This is a genomic window from Paenibacillus barengoltzii G22, assembly GCF_000403375.2.
GTDB lineage: Bacteria > Bacillota > Bacilli > Paenibacillales > Paenibacillaceae > Fontibacillus > Fontibacillus barengoltzii.
This window is the reverse complement of record NZ_KE159653.1, coordinates 1185920-1204852: the sequence shown is the minus strand read 5'-3', so window position 1 is coordinate 1204852 and position 18933 is coordinate 1185920. Positions and strand designations below refer to the sequence as shown.

The window sequence follows — 18933 nt, the reverse complement described above, 5'->3', positions numbered from 1 at the left end:
CCTCCATGCCAGGTTCAGAATAAGGACTGGCCGTTGATTTTTTTCGCGATTTGGTTAACGATCACCACGATAATAAAAGCGACCACCGAGCTGAACATGCCGACAGCGGAAGCGTAAGAGAACATTCCGTTCTGGATCCCGTAGCGGAACGAATAGGTGGAGAGCACGTCAGAATAATCCTTCGTCAGATCGTTCCCGAGCAGAAAGTGCTGGTCAAACCCAGCGTTCAGAATGCCGCCCATAGCCAGAATCAGCAGGATGACAATCGTCGCCTTCAGATGCGGGAATGTGATATAGCGGATTTGCTTAAACCGGTTGGCCCCATCCACCTTGGCCGCTTCGTACAATTCCGGGTTGATCGAAGAGATCGCTGCCAAATACATGATCGAGCTGTAGCCCATATCCTTCCAAGTATTGCCCAAGGCAACAATCCACCAGAAATACTTCCCGTTCTGCAGGAACAGGATGCTCTCATCGGTGAGATGGAAGAACTTCAGCAACGCGTTCACGGCACCATCCGAAGACAGCAGCGTTACGATAATGTTGGCCGCGATAACCCAGGAGATGAAATACGGCAAATAGGATGACGTTTGCACGATTTTTTTGAATTGGACGTTCTTGATTTCGTTAATCGCCAGCGCGATCAGGATTGGCATCGGGAATGAGAACAGGAGTGTGATTAACGTCGAAGCCAATGTGTTGCGCATGATGATCAGGAAATCGCCATTATTGAAAAAATAACGAAACCACTGCAGGCCTACGAATTCACTGTGGAACAGACTGTACCAGAAACGGCCGAGCGTGGGCTGGTAGTTCACGAACGACATATACAACCCGGCCATTGGCGCATAAGCGAACAGGATCGCCCAGATCAGCGCCGGCAGCATGAGGAGAAACAGGTATTTTTGTTGTTTGAAGACGGGCCAAACTTTCCGGCGCGGGAGGTTTAGGTCCGTGCCTTCACGAAGCTTCAAGTCGGTTTGCATAGCGGCACCTCGCATTGGTTTTCTAGTTCAAGTTCAAGTCAGGACGTCCAGCCTATGGCTTACAAAAATTATAAGACTCCCGAAAAATCCATGTCGATAAAGCAAAACATCGAATCATGCTTGAAAATAACTTTCATGCGTAAGGAGGATTCAGCTCCCGGAGATGTAAGCGCTATAATTGAAGTGGACGCACGAAGTCATAAGTTGATAGAACCGTCTCCCAGGACGGTCATCGGGCGTAGAAAGACAAACGAAGGGGGCTTGCGGACATGTACAGCATTTTTCTGGTGGACGACGAGGAATTGGAATTGGAAATGATGCGGGACATCATCCGTTGGGAAGAGATGGGGATTTACGTCGCTGGCGTCGGCATCAATGGGAAGGACGCTCAGGAGAAAATCCAAGCCATCCAGCCCGACATCGTGCTGACAGACGTTCAGATGCCCTTCATGGACGGCCTGGAGTTGGCCAAGTGGGTCAGGGAGCAGTATGACTGGATGCAGATCGTGTTTCTGACCGGTCATGACGAGTTTAGTTACGTGAAATCAGCCTTGCACGTCGGAGCAGTAGGTTATTTGCTGAAGCCGCTGGATCTGGAGGAAATTTCCGGCGTGATTGCGCAGGTGAAGCAAAAGTGCGAAGAGGTGCGTTTAAAATATAAATCGGTCCAGATGACCAAAGCCAAGTTGTTGAAGGAGCTGCTTCACGAAAAATCTCTAGTTCGGCAGGAGCAACTCGCCGTCGAGCTAGGAAAGTTGGAACGGGGGAGGGGAGCATCCGCTCCTTCCTACACACTGGCGCTCTGCAGTGTGGACCGCTGCGCAAGCGGAAGTATCAACCGCGGGGAGAACGACGTCAGAGGGGAGGCGGGGTCGTTGGAAACGGCGATCTCCCGTCTGCCGGAAGTGTTGGAGGATTATTTTCACGCGATTCGTAAAGACGCGATGGTGGCTACGCTGCAGGAAGGGGAGCTGGCGATCTTTATCGCAGCTGAACCTGAGAGAGGAAGCCAACCCGCTATGACACGAGAGCAGTGGGGGACACTGCAACAGACGGTCCGAGGATTGCTGAGGCTGTCAGTCACGCTCGCCATCAGCAACGAAGCAGCCGAACTTGCCGGTATCGCTCAGCTGTATGAACGGGTGTGCAGCTTAAGGGACGAACGCTTCTTCCTTGGGCCGGGGCAGATTTTATTTGTCGGTGACGTCAAACCGGGATACCGTTATGGAGAGCTGCCGCCCTTCTCAGAGCAGGCGTGGATGGAGGTGCTGCAGCAACAGCGCAGTGAAGAGGCAGAAGCGATCTTGCGTGATTATCTCATGAACGTTCGCCAGCTGCGGATCGATAAATCGCTTGTGTACGAGTGGGCGATCGATTTGTTGGACCGCTTGGAGGAACAGATTCACACTCCGAGCCTAAATTGCCAAGCCGAGCCGGTCAAACGTGCCGCCTTGTATCAATCGGTGTACGACTGCCAGACGTTGCAGGAGATTGAAGCGGCGATTTGGCGGGCGGCAGCCCATTACTTGGAGCTGCTGATGGAGCGGTCCACGGACAAGAACGCCAAGCTGGTACATCAGGTCTGCCAGATCATCGACAATACGTATCATGAGCCGATCACAATTCAAAGCTTGTCCAGCCAAGTGTATTTGTCACCGAACTATCTGCGCTCGATTTTCCGGGACAAAACCGGGATGACGATTCATGACTATCTGACTCGCATCCGCCTGGAGAAAGCCAAGGAGATGCTGGCAGATCCATCGCTGAAGGTACAGGATATCGCCCAGAAAATCGGTTACGAGAGCACGTCCTACTTCATTTCCTTATTCGTGAAAAACCAAGGAGTCACGCCAAATGAATATCGAAAAAATCTCTAAAAGGACGAAAGGCATGAACCCGATCACTCGGCGATTGTTCCCGTTCAGGCACCATTGGTTTACTAACCTTCGGCTGCGCAATAAGCTGTTTATTATTTTCCTTCTCGTGTCCTTTATCCCGTGCTCCGTGCTGATTTATTATTCCTACACTTCTACGCGGGACACGATTACGGAGCAGACGTACGCTTCGTTAAGCGGGACGTTAAATCAGATCAATACGAACTTGGAGAACCGGCTGGGGTATTACGAGCAGCTGACCAATATTTTGTATATGGATGCACAGCTGCGGAATTACCTGTCCAATGATTATGAGCAGGCTTTTTATTATATTGATGCCTTTCGCTATATCAATCGGACGATGTCCTCCATGATGATTTCCAATTCTAATCTTCAGGGCATTACCATTTACATCGATAACAAGACGCTCTATTCCGATAAGCAATACATCCGCTACACCGAGGAGCTCCCGGAAAGGGTGAAGCAGCAGGCGCTGGACGCGGCCGGAAGTCCGGTCTACACCCATATCGAAGATCCGCAGACCGGCACGTCCTATGTCACACTGGCCCGTTCGCTGAGCTACTTCAGCTTATCGCAACCGTATGGCATTCTAACGATCAATATCGACGACAAGGAAATCTATTCCCTGATCGAAAAAGAGAACGTCAACAAGAGCGTCTACATCATCGACGAGACCGGTCGCGTGATCAGTTCCGGTGATGCGGCGATGAAGGGCAATCAGCTGTTCGACCTCTATCCGATTCAAGGGGATATAACGTTGTCCAGCGGGAAGTTCGATAAGCGGATCGACGGACAGGAGTTGTTTTTTACCTACAAAAAGTTACGTAACGGATGGACGACGGTCATCACCGTTCCCTATGACGAGCTGCTCGCCAATACGAATAAGGCGACCAAACGAATTGTCTGGATATCAGTCACTGTGATTGCGGTTGCCGCTCTGCTTATTTTTGTGACGGCCAAGGTAATTACGAAACGGATCGAGGGGCTGCTGCAGCAAATCCGCAAGGTAGAGCGGGGGAACTTCCAGGTGCAACGCATGCCGATGGGCAACGATGAGATCGGGCAGCTGTCGTACGCATTCCAGAAGATGGCGGCGCGTATTCAGGAACTGATTAATGAGGTATACGTGAAGGAAATCGCGGTCAAGGATTCGGAGCTGACGACGCTGCAGGCGCAGATTAATCCGCATTTTTTATACAATACGTTGTCCTCGATCTCTTCGCTGGCATTGAAGGAAGGCAGCATGCAGGTGTACCAGATGGTTAACCATTTATCGAAATATTATCGAATCTCGTTGAACAAGGGCAAACGGGTGGTGTTGCTGGAACAAGAAATCCAGTTGGTCAAAAACTACGTTTCCATCCAGGCGATTCGGTTCCGCGGGATGCTGCATATGCACTACGATTTGGACGAGTCGTTGTTTAACCGCACGGTGATCAAGTTGATTTTGCAGCCATTTATCGAGAACTGCATCAATCACGCGATTTGGAGTGAGTCTGGCATCAACATTATCGTCAAGCTCAAGGCGGAAGGAGAAGATCTTCTGCTGCAGGTCATTGACGACGGCCAAGGCATGACCCGCAAGCGGCTGGAGGAGGCGTTTAACAAAGCGAGCAATCAATCCGGCTATGGGATCAAAAATGTGGATGACCGGATCAAACTGGCTTATGGGGAGCGATACGGGGTGGTAATTTTCAGCCGGCTTGGCATCGGGACGAATGTGACGATCCGCCTGCCGCTGAACCCCAATGCGTCCGAGCTGGAAACGCGGCTGAATATAGGCTGATATAGGGGTTCTAACGGAGGGAAGTCGATGAAAGTCGTTTTCCATTATGAATAGTAACTTTACGTTATAGATATCCCGGGGGGCGCTTTTTACAATTGAGGTGAGCTTGAGGTCCAAGCGCAAAAGTTCAAGAGAGGGGTTTACGCGAATGAAGAAAAAGCTGCTATTCATGGTATCCTCTATGTTGGTCCTGGCCTTGCTCGCAGGCTGCGGGTCCGGGAACACCCCGTCGGCGGGAGGCAATTCTCCTGCGGCGAGCGGAACAACCGGAGAGGCACCGGCGGATGACAAGTCGCCGATCACGCTGACGTTGTTTGACCAGAACACCGGGGATCCATTTACAAACCCTGTAGCGAAAGCGATTACAGAAAAAACGGGCGTGACGGTAGAAATCCAGCAGCCCACCGGGAATCCAGCGGAGAAGCTGAACCTGATGCTGGCAAGTAACGATTTGCCGGACATCGTGCTGATGAGCCGCGGAAGCGACATCATGAACAAGTATATCTCCTCGGGAGCCGTGATCCCGCTGGACGATCTGATCGAGCAATACGGCCCGAACATCAAGAAGATGTATGGGGATACGCTGAAGAAGACGCGCAGTGCGGACGGGAAGAACTACTATCTGGCTAACTGGTACGGTCTGGAGCAGTATCCGGTATTCGGCTTCCTGATGCGGATGGATTTGATGAAGGAGCTGGGTGTTGGGGATAAGGTGAACAACGGCGAGCCGTTTACCGCCGAAGAGTTCGAGAACCTGCTAAAGGCGTTTAAGGAGAAGTACCCAACAATCGATGGCAAGGAAACCATTCCGATGACGTTAAATGGCGACAACATGAGCGGGGTCACCGGTACGTTTAAAGGAATGTATGGCATTATGCCGTATTACGAGAAAGACGGCAAGCTGCTGAAGGATATCCGCGATCCGCGGTATTTGGAAATGATGAAATATATGAACTCATTGTATCGCCAACGTCTACTCGACAAAGAGTGGGTAACGATGAAGACGAAGCAGTATGAACAGAAGCTGGCAGCTGGGAACGTTTTTGCTACCGCGGATGCAGGTTGGAACGTAGGCGGAGCCAACGGTCTGTTGAAGGCAGATGCTCCGGACCCCGCGAAGGCGGAGGAAAGACAGTTCTATCAATATAAAGTGCTGGCACCGGGCATCGGACCAGACCAAACGACGTACGGGCCAAAGAGCTCGCTTGGTTGGGACGGCATCTCCATCACCAAGACGAACAAGGACCCGGTTCGCACGATCAAGTTCCTGGATTTCCTCGCCAGCGAGGAAGGGCAGTATTTGATGATGTGGGGCGTGGAAGGCGAGCATTGGGATATGAAGGACGGCAAGCACGTGCCGCGTCAAGAAGTACTGGACGCCTTCAAGAAGGATTGGGCAGAAGCCTCCCGCACGACCGGGATCCGCAAATGGACTTGGACGATCAAGAACGGACCGGGCTCTGACGGCACGCCATATGACTTGATTGGCCGTGGGATGAGCGATCCGACGACGGATCTGGCGATCAAGAACTTGGCGGATACGTCGTTTGATACGGCGCCTTACGATAGCCTTGGCCCGGACGGTGGCACACCGGAAGCCATTATGGAGACGAAGGTGAACGAGACGATTAACGAGTACTTCCTGAAGATGGCCTTGGCTCCTAGCGAGCAAGACGTGGTGACGTTGTACGACACCATGATGAAGCAAGTGGAGGCTGCTGGCCTATCGAAACTGGAAGATGTGTATAACAAGAAGTATCAAGAACGTATGGAACTGTGGAAATAAGACGATGTGACTGAAGCGGCGGGGGAATGGGTTCCTCCGCTGCTTTGTTTTTGAACGAAGCTGCTAATCAAAAAAGGCATATCCCGCTATCAATCGGAACATCGTTGCATGGAACCTCATAAGGTTCGACCTTATAATGGGGGCGAATAAGCGGAGAAAGGGTGGGGTTGAATGACGATTAACGGAACGATCACGGAAAAAGTCCGCTTCTGGGTGGAATCAGATACGCTTAAATTTTTGGATAACGGGCTTGGTCGCTTAAGCTTTGATTTGGCTGGCGGCACCTTTGCCTGGACCTGCCGCGAAGCGCTGGTGTGGCACGAGATTCGCAGCGCGTTTCGGTGGCAGGGGAGGGAATACCATACCGGCCTGTATGAGCGCCATGAAGTGATCGGGGAGCCGAAGGAGCTTAGCGATGCGTTTGGATGCGGCCTGCAGGTGGGGATTCGTCACGAAAAACCGGGGTTGCCGATCGTGGAGCAGTATTTTTCCCTTTATGAGCAGCAACCTTTCTTCTTGATCCGGGTTGTTGTGGCAGCTGAAGGCGGACTAAAGTTAAACCGGATTGTGGTGCTGCAGTCCGCCAAGCTGAGTATCGAAAACGCTCCCTCGCGTCACGAGGCGTCTGGGGAGGATCAACTGCATGCTCTTCGCATCCCTTACGACAACGATAAATGGGTGCGTTACATTGCACAGCCGTTGCCTTGGGAGACAGAAAGCTATGAAGCGGCCGCGTTGTTTTATCCGGGCAGCCGGCGGGGCTTTGTGACGGGCTCGGTGTCCCACGACGTTTGGAAGACGGGCATCCGCATCCGAAGTGAACGAGCTGGCAGGCTGGATGAATTCGAGCTGTATGCCGGGGCAGCCGGCGTGATGACACGGGATACGCAGCCGCACGGGTATGTGCACGGGCCGCGGGTCGAATCCCCGCTGGTGTTCGCGGGATATTATGACGATTACCGCGAGGGGCTGGAGGCATATGGCCAAGCCAACGCGGCGGTTGAGCCACCGCTGAAGTGGGAAGGCGGCGTACCGTTTGGCTGGAACAGCTGGTCGGCGGCAATGAGCACGTTGGATTACGAGCTGTATACGTCAACCAGTGATTTTCTGAGAGGTGAAGTGCAGCCGCTGGGATTTGAGAGCGGAGAGACACTCTACATCAACTTCGATGCCTTCTGGGATCGGCTGACGGCAGAAGAGATGGCGGATGCACTGCGCCGGGTGCGGGAGAATGGACATAAGCCGGGAACGTATTGGACGCCGTTTGCCTTCTGGGGCAGTCCTGAGCAATTCAGCCGGGAAGTGGAGGGCACGGGCGGCAAGTATACGTACGGTGAGATCTTGCTTCGCGATGCGGAAGGGGAAATCGTGGCCGATATCGCCGGCGGTCTGGCGATTGATCCCACACATCCGGGGGCGTTGCAGCGGATCGATTGGTTTACGGAGAAGATCATTCGCGAAGGCTTCGAATACGTGAAGCTCGACTTCATGGCGCACGGGGCGCTGGAAGGGAAGCATTATGACCCTGCGATCACGACCGGCATCGCGGCTTACCGCCACGGCTTATCCTATTTGGCATCAAAGCTGTCGCCGGAGGCGGTTGGACGGCCATTTTTTATCAATCTGTCGATTGCGCCGCTGTTTCCGTACGCTTTTGCCCATAGCCGCCGCATTTCCTGCGATGTGTTTGGACAGATCGGAGATACGGAATATTTGCTCAACTCGTTGACTTACGGCTGGTGGATGAATGGCTGCTTGTACCGATTTAACGATCCAGACCACACGGTACTCTACAAAAGCTTCAATCAGGACGAGACTGGCTGGCATGAAGGGCGGAGCCGCCTGACGGCATCGGTCATTGCCGGAACACTGCTATTGCTTGGCGATGACTTCCGCAAGGAAGGCGCCGCAGAACGTGCCAAGGCTTGGCTGGGCAATCGCGCGGTGATGGACATCGCCCGATTGGGGCAAACTTTCCGGCCGTTGGAAGGGGGCTTTGGTGATCGGGCAGCTGATGTGTTTGTGTTGGAGGTTCCTGCTTCAAATCCTGAGGGCGGAGATGCGTGGTATATGGCCGTGTTTAACTTTGATGGGACGAAGGGGGCTCGGAAGACGGTATCTCTATCGCGTGCGGGTCTGAATCCGAAGGTGCTGTACCGGGTTGATGATTTGTGGGAAGGTACGGAACAGGAAACTGCGGGCGAGCTGGTTGTCGACCTGAAGCCGGCGGAAGCCAAACTATTTAAACTCACTCAGCGGACGGTGATCTGAATATGGCAATTTGGGTGGATGAACAACATCAGATTTTTGCATTGCAAACGAACGGCAGCTCTTATGTATTTGGCTTGAATGAGAAAGGCAGACTGCAGCATCTATATTGGGGAGCGCCGATCGATCCGATCGAGGCGTTGCCGCTGTTGAGAACGCGGGGGCATAGCTCCTTCGACGCGGAGATTGAACGGGAAACGGAGGAGTACAGCTTCTGGGGCGGTGTAGGATATGTTGAACCGTCGCTAAAAGTGACTTGGCCGGATGGGGTGCGGGATTTTTGCCCGAAGTATGCGGGGTACCGGGTCGATCAGCCAAACGGGAAAGATACGCTGACGCTTACCTTTCAAGATGAGGTGTATCCGTTTGAGGTTCGCTTGAGCTATGTGGTGATTCCTGAACATGATGTGCTGGAGCGGTCCGCCAGCTTTGTGAATTTGGGCGGTGAACCGGTGCTGTTGGAGACGATGCAATCGGCTGCTTGGACGATGCCGGTGTTGCGGGACTATCGGTTGACGCATGTCACAGGGAAGTGGGCGGGCGAGTTCCAACTGCGACGTACCTTCTTATCCGAAGGCAAAAAAGTCCTGGAATCGCGCCGCGGCTTCACCGACGGCCATGCGAATCCGTGGTTTGCCGTTGATGACGGGACGGCGGCGGAGGATCGCGGCGATGTATGGTTCGGGGCGCTGGCATGGAGCGGCAACTGGAAAATCGTCGCCGAACAAACTGCATTTCGTCACGTTCGCGTAATCGGAGGCATCCACGATTTCGACAGTGCGTGGTTACTTGGCCCCGGCGAGACGTTTACCGCACCGATGTTTGTCGGCGGGTATAGCGCCGCCGGGTTCGGCGAGATGAGCCGCAAGCTGCATCGCTATCAACACGATTACGTGCTGCCGAGCCGAGAGCCGCGCAAGGTGCTATACAATTCGTGGGAAGCGACGTACTTCGATGTGAACGTGCAGGACCAAATGGCTTTAGCGGAGCGCGCGGCCAAGCTTGGTGTGGAGCTGTTCGTCGTTGACGACGGCTGGTTTGGGGCGCGCAACCATGATCGCGCCGGGCTGGGCGACTGGGTCGTCAACCGGGAGAAGTTCCCGAACGGGCTGAGCGAGCTGATCGATCGGGTACATGAGCTGGGCATGGACTTCGGGATCTGGGTGGAGCCGGAAGCGGTGAACCCGGACAGCGACCTGTACCGGAGTCATCCGGATTGGGTGTACCATTTTCCGACTCGGGGAAGGACGGAGCTGCGCAACCAGCTGCTCTTAAACATCTCCAAGCCGGAGGTCAAAAACTACATCCTGGAGTTCATGACTGATCTGCTTAGCCAACACCAAATCAAGTTCATTAAATGGGACATGAACCGGACGGTGACGGAGCCAGGGATGAAGGATCATCCGCTGAATCGCCAGAAGGAGATTTGGATTCGGCACGTGCAAAGCCTATATGAGATCTGGGCCGAGCTGCGCCGGCGGTTCCCGCACGTGGAGTTTGAGACTTGTGCGGGCGGGGGCTCGCGGATTGATCTTGGCATTTTCCAATATGCGGATCAGTCTTGGACCAGCGATAATACAGATGCCTTCGACCGGCTGAGCATCCAGGAGGGTTTCTCCTATGTGTATGCGCCGAAGATGATGACCTGCTGGGTGACGGAGTCCCCTACCGGGATGAACCGCCGCGTGCTGTCGTTGCCGTACCGGTTCCACAGCGCGATGATGGGAACGCTGGGCATCGGCGCGAACCTCAACCATTGGAGCGAAGCGGAGCTGCAGGAGGCCGCCGGATTTGTCCAGCTTTACAAAACGATCCGCCCACTGGTGCAGTTCGGCGACCAGTACCGGCTGAATGCGCTGAGCCACCTGGGGGTGACGGCGGTTCAGTACGTGGACGCCGCTCGCGGGGATAGCGTGCTGCTGGCGTTCCTGCATTCGCAACGGCTGGGCGACTGCCTGCCTCGCTTGCGTCTGCAAGGCCTTGCGCCGGACAAAACCTACGCCATCGAAGGGGTGTCCGGCGCCTGGAGCGGCCGCAGCCTGATGCAAATCGGCATCGAGTTGCCCCTGCGCGGCGACTTCGACAGCGTGCTGTACCGGATTCGCGAAGCGTAACGTTGGCGTTCGCCCCCACAGTTTTTGTCTAACGGTAAAAAAAGTCCCTTATTTCTGGTTCCACTTAGGGAATCGAGGAAATAAGGGGGGAGGCTGTTGATTCGGTTAGATAAACTGAATCCAATGTGAGAACAGGGCAATACCCTTCCTAGTAAAAAAATCAGCCCCAAGCGGCACAAACCGCTTGGGGCTGATTTGCTTTCAGATCGTGTCCAAGGAATTACCGGATCACGATTTTGTGAACCACGCTGCTTACCGCGCCGGCGTTATCAGTCACCGTCAAAGTGACGGTGTACGATCCAGCAGTGGAGAAGCGGTGTTTGACTTTGGGGCCGAGCCCAGTGCTGCCGTCGCCAAACGACCAACTGTAGCGGACGATGCGACCGTCGGCATCCGAGGAGGCTGCTCCGTCAAAATCGACTTGCTTATTTTTGGCTGCACGGTCTACCGCATGGATGACGGCAACCGGCGAGACGTTCGGGGGGTTATCGGGGCTTTCCCCTGGATCCCCACCTGGATTCTCGCCTGGATCTTCTCCCGGATCTTCACCCGATGCGCTGACGAACAAGCGGCCCGGTGCCTGGAAGTCGCCGCTGTTTCCAGCCGCATCTTGGACAGTAACAACGATCACGCCGCCTTCCAAGACAAGCGAGGCAGGTGTCGTGTACGTTCCTTCATAGTGACCTGGCTCCGTTTCCGTCAACGGAATCCCGTTGCTCGAACCGCCTAATATCGATAGCGGCAATTCGATGTGGAACGAAGCCGTCAGCCCTGGAACGCTGTCAAAGGAGACCGTCAGCGCTTCACCTGCGGTTAAATGAACATCCTCTGCCGGTGTCAGATTCGTGATCTCCGGCAGCTCGGTATCTACGTAGACCGTCCGAGTGACTGTCGTTTCGTTTCCGGCATGGTCCGTCGCGGTCACGGTGATCAGATTCTCACCGGCGTTAATCAGCATACGATATGCGAACGCGCCGCTGCCTTCCAGCGGAACCTCTTGCCCGTTGACGGTCAACTTGTTGATGAACTCATCGAACGCAGAACCCGTCACATTCAATACTTCTGAATTGGTTCGGAAGCCGTCCACAGGTGAAACGACTTCAAGTTCCGGAGCAACAGTATCCAGTGTAATTATGGCTGGCAGTGAACGATCGGTTGCTTTCCCGTTCACGAGGACTTCGGCAGTCAACTCATTGGCTCCGTCATGAAGCTCGATCGGCAGACTGAATTGCCCGTTTTCAACTGTTGTTGTTCCTGCCAGCTCGGTGCCGTTGTACACCTTCACCTCAGCGCCGTTCGCCATAGAGGTTCCGGTTACGGTAAAGGCGGCTTGATTCGTATAAGATCCATCCTCCGGAGACGTAATCACTGGTGCATGCACCGGATAACGAACGACGGCGCGAATCATAAAGTTGCCTTGTGATTGATCAACCAAGCTCCACACCCCGTTGATGCGATTCCAGCTGCGACCGGCGTTCGGGCTGGATTCGTCCGCTCCAATCCCCGGAGCACTGGTTCCGGCTAAGGTTTGAATGTAGACGATGTAGAAGTCGCCTTCAACTGTAACCGGTTCTGGCAGCTCCAGCACGGTCCATTCATCATTACGCAAAGCAGTGCCATCAAAAGGACCGGCGATTTGCTGGCCTGGTGCTCCGTCCGGGCCGGAGGCATCGTAAACGGCGTATTGGATTTCGGTTCCGCCCGGAACCGGCCATTCCGTATTCATGAAACGGATCAATGCACCGGTGACTTGCACCGCGCCGGCTTCCGGCGTCATGCGTACCGCCCAAGCGTTGTCTGCTTTGTTGAAGACCCACGCATTTTCCAGTGTGCCGTCATCGTAGGCGATTTCGCCAGGCAAGCCCACAAACGGCTTAAGTGCCAGCGAGCCGTCAGCAGTTCCGTTCGGCGGTACCGTAACCGTTAACGTATCGCCGTAATAATCGGCTGCAATTACCGACAACGTATAGGTCCCTTCCAGAAGTTCTAAGGAGAAGCTGCCATCAGCCCCGGTGATTTGTGGTGCAACCATCGCATCTTCAAGTACGGATACTGTTGCACCTTCGATTGGCTCGCCTGTACGTTCATCCGTGATCGTGCCGGTGAGCGTGCCTTTCGGAATCGGCTGCAAAGTGAAGTTCGCCTTGGCGTTCACCTGATCGGCGATGGTCACATTTGCCGTTTGCGGATAATAGCCGTAGGCTTCCGCTTTCAGCGTGTAATCCCCAGCCATATGATTTAAGCTGTAACGTCCGGTGGCTGGATCGGTTTTGACAGAACGACCGGTTTCCACCACCGTCACGGTTGCGCTGGCCGGCAGGCTGCTGATGCCGATGTCACCAGATGGCTTCGCTTCCTTCACTAGTCGTTCGAATTCAGCCTTACTTGTGCGCGTCAGTTTGTAGGCTGGTCCGGATTTTACAACCTTGTCCATTTTCGTTCCAGTGTTGCCAAGCACATTGCTTGTCACCTGATCTTCAGGTGTATTCACATTCAGCACCTGAACATTGTCGATGTACCAGCCGGCTCTCACAACGCTGCCGTCTGTATTTAATCGGAAACGAACCTGTACCTGTTCTCCGACGTAATCCTCGAGATCGTAATAAGCAGTGCTCCAAACCTTGCCCTCGGTGTTATGCGAAAATCTCCCCAGCTCGTGCCATGTCGCTCCGCCGTCGGAGCTGGCTTCCACATAACCGTAATCAAAGTTGGTCTCAATTTCAAACCAATGATCAAACACAAGGGTTGCATTATCGACGGTACTCAAATCGATCGTTGGGGAGACAAGCGAAGCATTTGTTCCATTCTCATAATAGTTGTCGAGATCAGTTCCCCATACGTTTGGCTCAGATACAGCGCTGGTCGGACCGGGATCCATCGGAGTGCCGCGTTCCCATTTGTCCCCTGCGCCGCTGTGCGTCCAGCCGTTATCGCTGTCGCCGTCAAAGTTGTCGCTGAAAATGGTAATCGGATGAACAACGTTGATCTCCAATTCTTCCGACTTGGCGCTTTCATTACCGCTGTAGTCCGTTGCGGTGACCGCATAATAATACGTTTGGTCCGTTTCGGTTGTGGTGTCGGTATATTCCGTCGAAGACGTTGTAATGAGCTCTTCATAACCGGATCCTGAAGTTGTGGAACGGTATACGGTGTACTCTTTTACGTCCTCATCAACGGAAGGAGACCAGGTCAGTTCAACGCTGCCAACGAAGGTGGCGGAGCCGCTCAGATCTGTAGGAGCTGCAGGAGCAGAGTCATCAGGCAATTGCAGGGAGAGATCATCCAGATACCACCCTGCTTTCTGCACGACACCGTCACTCGTTAAGCCAAATTGCAAGTACACTTGCTGACCGGCATAGTCGCGCAGATCCAGATATTGCGTTTCCCAGCCGTTGCTCGTTCCTGTATATTCTGCCACCGGTACAAAGGCATAATCGGTATCCAAGGTTGCCATGTACAACGTACCGACATCAAATTCTTCCTCAAGATCGTACCAATGTTTGAAAGAGAGGATGGCCCCTTCCGGGCTGTCGGTTAAATCAATTGGAGGTGCCAGCAGATAGGAATTGGCAAGGGGTTCATAACTGTCGGTTAGATTGGTAGCGTACACCTTGTCACCGGAATAAGCACTGCCCGGTCCGCTGACCGGTGTTCCCCAAGCCCAGGTATTCCCGGCTCCGCCGGACATAAACCCAGAGATATCCGTTTCGAAATCCTGCAGATAACCGGGCACAACACCGGCGGATACGGTCACGGAGTAAGGGGCGCTGTCAAACCCGTTGTTACCGTAGTCGTTCACCCGAATGTAGTAGTCGAGCCCGGCCGTACTAATTAGGAAAGAGGGGATCGTTGCTTCATATACCCCGTCTTTTTCGTTCCCCGACACTCGTACAGCTGGAATGTATACATAATGGCTGGTTCCGGCTTCTTTGGCGTAAAATTCAACGGATGTGACGGCAACATCATCGCTTACTTGAGCGGATAACGTCACATCGAAGCCTTCATATATTAAAGTAGGCGGTGTATGTGTCAGCACCGGTTCCTCTAAATCCTCCCCTGCCGTGATCACACGACCTGAGACCGTACCGATGCCTTGCAGCACGGAGCCTACGGCATCCAACGCATTAACGATACCACTTCCATATCCGTTGTTAGGCGTCGTCGGATATTCGCTGTCCGTACGTGGTGTAGCCGTGCTGGTCAGAATTTCTTCCAACTGGTCTACTGTGAGCGAGTGGTTCGCCTGCAGCAGCAAGGCCGCGATGGCTGTCGTATGCGGACCTGCCATCGAGGTGCCGTTCCAGCCGCCCTGATAAGCTCCGCCAGGAACAGAGGAACGAATGTTAACACCTGGCGCGGAAACCTCCGGTTTAATTTCATCGTAAGGGGAAGGTCCACGCAAAGAGAAATCCGCTAAATTCCCGTTGATGTCCGTAGCGCCGGTAGCGAACGCTTCTGGATAGTTCGCTGGCGCAGCTACCGAACCCGGACCGCCGGGGTTATCAAAATCGGTGTTGCCCGCCGAGAACTCAGGGAAGATTTGCGCGCTTCTCCAAGCTTGTACGATCGGGCGGAACCATTCATCGATGCCGGGACCGCCTCCCCAGGAGTTGTTCACCACGTCAGGAGCGAGCTCCGGATGCAGATTCCCTTCGGCATCCACTGGCGCGAGCAGCCATTGGCCGCCATCCAGGATGATGTCATCCGTTGTGGTAGGATTAAAAATCCGGACAGCGATCCATTTTGCACCAGGCGCGACGCCGATCTGGTTCGAGCCGTCTGGCTCCGAACCAACCATCGTTCCCATGGTGTGCGTACCGTGGCCATGGGAATCGGCAGGCAGCGGAGCGTGGCTGTGCGGATCATACCAGCTGAGCTCGGGATCCACGATATTGCCCGAAGCATCCAGTCCGCGCCATTTGCTTCTTAAGGCCGGGTGGTTGTAATCCACGCCGGTATCGAGGTTGGCGACCACGATGCCGGTGCCATCGATGCCCATGTTCCACACCTCAGGGGCGTTGATTTGGGCAATATTCCATTCAACGCTGCTTGGGTTAACGTCCTTGGTCGCTTGCTTTGAATCGCCCAGTGAAGTGGAGACCTCGTCGGCCGGTTTCACAGCAGGCATCTTTACGGCAGGCTCTACAGCCGCATCTTTATCGATTTCAACCTTTTGCAGATGTCGTTCTTCATTCGGCAGAATTTTCTCCACTTCGGGGAAAAGGGCGATTCGCTCCAGCACTTCTTTGGAGCTTGTCACGGCCATGGCATTTACGATAAAGTAGCTTTTGTAGTCTTTCACCTCTCCGGATTGCTGGGCTTTCCGCAAGTATTCCTCCAGCTTATATTGGGTGCGGGAGGCCGTTTCGCGCAAAGCGCTGACAACGGAAGTCCGTACGGACAGCTTCGCGGCGGAAGGAGTCGATTTCTCCAGCTGGGCTTTCTGAAGAGCCAGCTTGGCGACCGAGTTGGTATCGGTCTGCTCCTTGAGTTTGACGAGGTAGGTGACGAAGTCGTCTTGCTTAAACTGGGACTGCAATTTAGCGTCGATTTTGGCTTCGGCCACTTGGGGCGCGGACGATCTCAAGCTGCTTTGTCCCGATACGCTGCTGCTGCTGGCGGAAGCGACGGGAACGAGAGTTAACGCAAGAAGGATCGACATGCCAAGCGAGAAAGGTTTGCGAAATCTCTTGAGACTTATCAACTTCTTCACTCCCTTTGATTAAGTTTTAAGCCCAACATTCATCCTGTGACGGTCGTCCGGAGTAACAAGAGCTGAGTCCGGACGCATGACGACTGACAAAAAATGAATCAATTGCCTCTTGGTTACATCACCTCCTTTATGTAAAATAGTGGAATCAGGCGTAGTAAACCATGGAAGATGTGAGTTGAAACCAATGGTGTGGAGTGAATCGTTAGGTTAGCAGGGGTCATAGTGTGAAGAAAAGTTAACATGGAATGAACCTTATTTCTCAACATTTCATAAAATAAGGTAATATCTGGGGTTGTTACGGACAGTATATATCTGCAAAATCAGGCGTACAAGTGGCTGGATGTGTAAAATATACATATTTTCTCATAAAAATAGGAAAAAATAACTAGAATTTGATGCAAATTATCGGATTTTATGTGAGTTATCTTGACATCTTGCTAACTTCGGTTTACATTAAGCACAAATTCATATTGGCGAATGAGGATGATGGGAGAGTCCGCGGGCTGAACCGAAGAGGGAACCGGCTTAGCGGCACCGAAGGAGCAAGGGTCGGTCCTGCAGCCGGCAGCCGAATCTCTCAGGTACAAGGACCATGATCGGACGCCACTCTGGAGAGAGCGAACAGCCACCCAAGAGGTACATGGATCTCGGATGTTAGGTTTGGACCGGGACCATTAAACTTTCAGGTAACGGGGACAGAGCGAAAGGCAGCAGCCTTTTTGTTCTGTCTCTTTTTCGTCATATAAAAATGATGGGGAGATGTAGCGATGCGATTTAAAAGCGTATTTTCAATTATTGGTCCAGCGATGATTGGGCCTTCCAGTTCACATACGGCCGGTGCTGTACGGATTGGACGATTTGCCCGTCAGCTGCTCGGAACCGCGCCGGTCAAGGCGGAGATTTGCTTTTACGGCTCCTTTGCTGAGACGTACAGTGGACACGGAACCGATCTGGCCATCGTTGGCGGCATACTGGATTACCGAACGGACGATGAGCGAATCCGCCAGTCGATACAGAATGCTGAACAGCAGGGGATTGAAGTGGTGTTTACCACTGGAGTCCTGCCTGGGGCTCATCCGAATACGGTAAAAATAAAACTGACCTGCCAAGACGGAAGTTCTATCGAGGTCATGGGGGCATCCATCGGCGGAGGGACCATCGTTATTCGCAATATTAACGGTTTTGAGGTGAAATGCTCAGGCGAGCTGCCAACGCTGGTCATCTCCCACGCGGACCGACAAGGAGTGTTGGCAGGAATTACGGCTTTGTTCAGCCGGGAGAATGTGAATATCGGCTACATTATTACCGATCGGAAAGGGCGGACTGCCGAGGCGCTGACGGTTGTGGAGGCCGACTCGTCCATTCCGCCGGAATTAGTGGAGGCGATCCGTGCGTTGGAGCATGTCAGCCAAGTGTCCTACATTGATCTGACGAAGTAAAACGAGGAGGGAGCACGATGCGTTTTAAAAATTTGCGTGAGCTGGTTGAACTTTGTGAACGGGAATCCAAGACGATCTCCAGCATCATGATTCAGGATCAGGTGGAAGAGAGCGGGCAAACGGAGGAAGAAATTGTGGCTGCCATGAACGAGTACTACCAAATCATGAAAACGGCGGTACATAAAGGGCTGACCGAGGACATCGTCTCCACAAGCGGGCTGACTGGCGGCGATGCCAAAAGGGTCGAAGCCTACCGCAATCGCAGTGAGGCTTCGGTTGGTGACATCGCATGTCAGGCCATGGCTTATGCGCTGGCCGTCTCCGAGGTGAACGCCTCGATGGGGCGCATCGTCGCTACGCCGACGGCGGGCTCCTGCGGCATCATCCCTGGCGTGTTCGTCAGCGCCCAAGAGCGCTTCGGATGGGAGGATGAGCATCTCGTGCGCGGGCTGTTTTGCGCTGGAGCCATCGGTTATGTGATCGCCAACAACTCGTTTATTTCCGGCGCGGAAGGCGGCTGCCAGGCAGAGGTTGGATCGGCGATCGGAATGGCGGCCGGGGCGATGGTCGAGCTGCGCGGCGGGACGCCGGAACAGGCGGTGCACGCCGTTGGCCTCGCGCTCAAGAACACGCTGGGCCTGATCTGCGATCCTGTTGGCGGCCTGGTCGAAATCCCTTGCATCGTTCGCAACGGCTTTGGAGCGGTCAATGCGCTGGCTGCCGCTGATATGGCCTTGGCCGGTGTGCGCAGCGCGATCCCGTCGGATGAAGTGATCGACGTGATGCTGGAGGTCGGCTCAGCGATGCCTAGCCGCCACCGCGAAACCGCGCAAGGAGGGCTGGCGCAAACGCCAACCGGCCGTAAGATCATGAAGGAGCTGCGCAGTCGGAAGAAGTGATTGTGTACCCCTTATCTTCAACTTAACGCCGCTGCTGCACTGGATAT

General features: G+C 53.9%; 9 protein-coding genes and 1 riboswitch. Of the genes, 7 read left to right on the top strand and 2 right to left on the bottom strand.

Annotation, left to right across the window (positions count from 1 at the left end):
* Positions 1-14: 14 nt before the first annotated feature.
* Complete coding sequence (locus C812_RS13775; RefSeq protein ID WP_425270085.1) at positions 15-1001, bottom strand: ABC transporter permease; 987 nt, start codon at positions 999-1001, stop codon at positions 15-17.
* Between the two features lie 254 nt (positions 1002-1255).
* On the opposite strand from C812_RS13775, the gene C812_RS13770 reads away from it, so the two are divergent.
* The 5 genes from C812_RS13770 to C812_RS13750 all read left to right on the top strand — a co-directional run bounded on the left by C812_RS13770 (position 1256) and on the right by C812_RS13750 (position 10835).
* On the top strand, positions 1256-2863 hold the full coding sequence (locus C812_RS13770; protein ID WP_016313260.1) for a response regulator transcription factor: 1608 nt from the start codon (positions 1256-1258) through the stop codon (positions 2861-2863).
* Positions 2841-4667 carry a cache domain-containing sensor histidine kinase gene (locus tag C812_RS13765; RefSeq protein WP_016313259.1) on the top strand — a complete coding sequence of 609 codons (1827 nt, stop codon included), beginning with the start codon at positions 2841-2843 and terminating at the stop codon, positions 4665-4667. The genes C812_RS13770 and C812_RS13765 overlap by 23 nt, the downstream gene beginning before the upstream one ends.
* Positions 4668-4815: 148 nt before the next feature.
* On the top strand, positions 4816-6453 hold the full coding sequence (locus C812_RS13760) for an ABC transporter substrate-binding protein (RefSeq protein ID WP_016313258.1): 1638 nt from the start codon (positions 4816-4818) through the stop codon (positions 6451-6453).
* Positions 6454-6624: 171 nt separating this feature from the next.
* Entirely contained in the window at positions 6625-8724 is a 2100-nt protein-coding gene (locus tag C812_RS13755; protein ID WP_016313257.1) for an alpha-galactosidase, read from the top strand.
* A gap of 2 nt (positions 8725-8726) precedes the next feature.
* Positions 8727-10835 carry an alpha-galactosidase gene (locus C812_RS13750; protein WP_016313256.1) on the top strand — a complete coding sequence of 703 codons (2109 nt, stop codon included), beginning with the start codon at positions 8727-8729 and terminating at the stop codon, positions 10833-10835.
* 220 nt (positions 10836-11055) lie between these two features.
* Here C812_RS13750 and C812_RS13745 read toward each other — a convergent pair whose 3' ends face one another.
* Positions 11056-16539, bottom strand: coding sequence for a S8 family serine peptidase (locus tag C812_RS13745; RefSeq protein WP_016313255.1), 5484 nt, complete (start codon positions 16537-16539; stop codon positions 11056-11058).
* Positions 16540-17025: 486 nt separating this feature from the next.
* Positions 17026-17151: riboswitch (glycine riboswitch) on the top strand.
* A 164-nt stretch (positions 17152-17315) separates the two neighbouring features.
* On the opposite strand from C812_RS13745, the gene sdaAB reads away from it, so the two are divergent.
* Positions 17316-17987 (top strand): L-serine ammonia-lyase, iron-sulfur-dependent subunit beta, encoded by a 672-nt coding sequence (sdaAB, locus tag C812_RS13740; RefSeq protein WP_016313254.1) that lies wholly within the window; start codon positions 17316-17318, stop codon positions 17985-17987.
* Between the two features lie 17 nt (positions 17988-18004).
* Complete coding sequence (gene sdaAA, locus C812_RS13735) at positions 18005-18886, top strand: L-serine ammonia-lyase, iron-sulfur-dependent, subunit alpha (protein ID WP_016313253.1); 882 nt, start codon at positions 18005-18007, stop codon at positions 18884-18886.
* Positions 18887-18933: the final 47 nt, after the last annotated feature.

Coding starts and splice junctions, on each gene's coding strand:
- C812_RS13775 (WP_425270085.1), bottom strand. CDS start 1,001: ATGCGAGGTGCCGCTATGCAAACCGACTTGAAGCTTCGTGAAGGCACG.
- C812_RS13770 (WP_016313260.1), top strand. CDS start 1,256: ATGTACAGCATTTTTCTGGTGGACGACGAGGAATTGGAATTGGAAATG.
- C812_RS13765 (WP_016313259.1), top strand. CDS start 2,841: ATGAATATCGAAAAAATCTCTAAAAGGACGAAAGGCATGAACCCGATC.
- C812_RS13760 (WP_016313258.1), top strand. CDS start 4,816: ATGAAGAAAAAGCTGCTATTCATGGTATCCTCTATGTTGGTCCTGGCC.
- C812_RS13755 (WP_016313257.1), top strand. CDS start 6,625: ATGACGATTAACGGAACGATCACGGAAAAAGTCCGCTTCTGGGTGGAA.
- C812_RS13750 (WP_016313256.1), top strand. CDS start 8,727: ATGGCAATTTGGGTGGATGAACAACATCAGATTTTTGCATTGCAAACG.
- sdaAB (WP_016313254.1), top strand. CDS start 17,316: ATGCGATTTAAAAGCGTATTTTCAATTATTGGTCCAGCGATGATTGGG.
- sdaAA (WP_016313253.1), top strand. CDS start 18,005: ATGCGTTTTAAAAATTTGCGTGAGCTGGTTGAACTTTGTGAACGGGAA.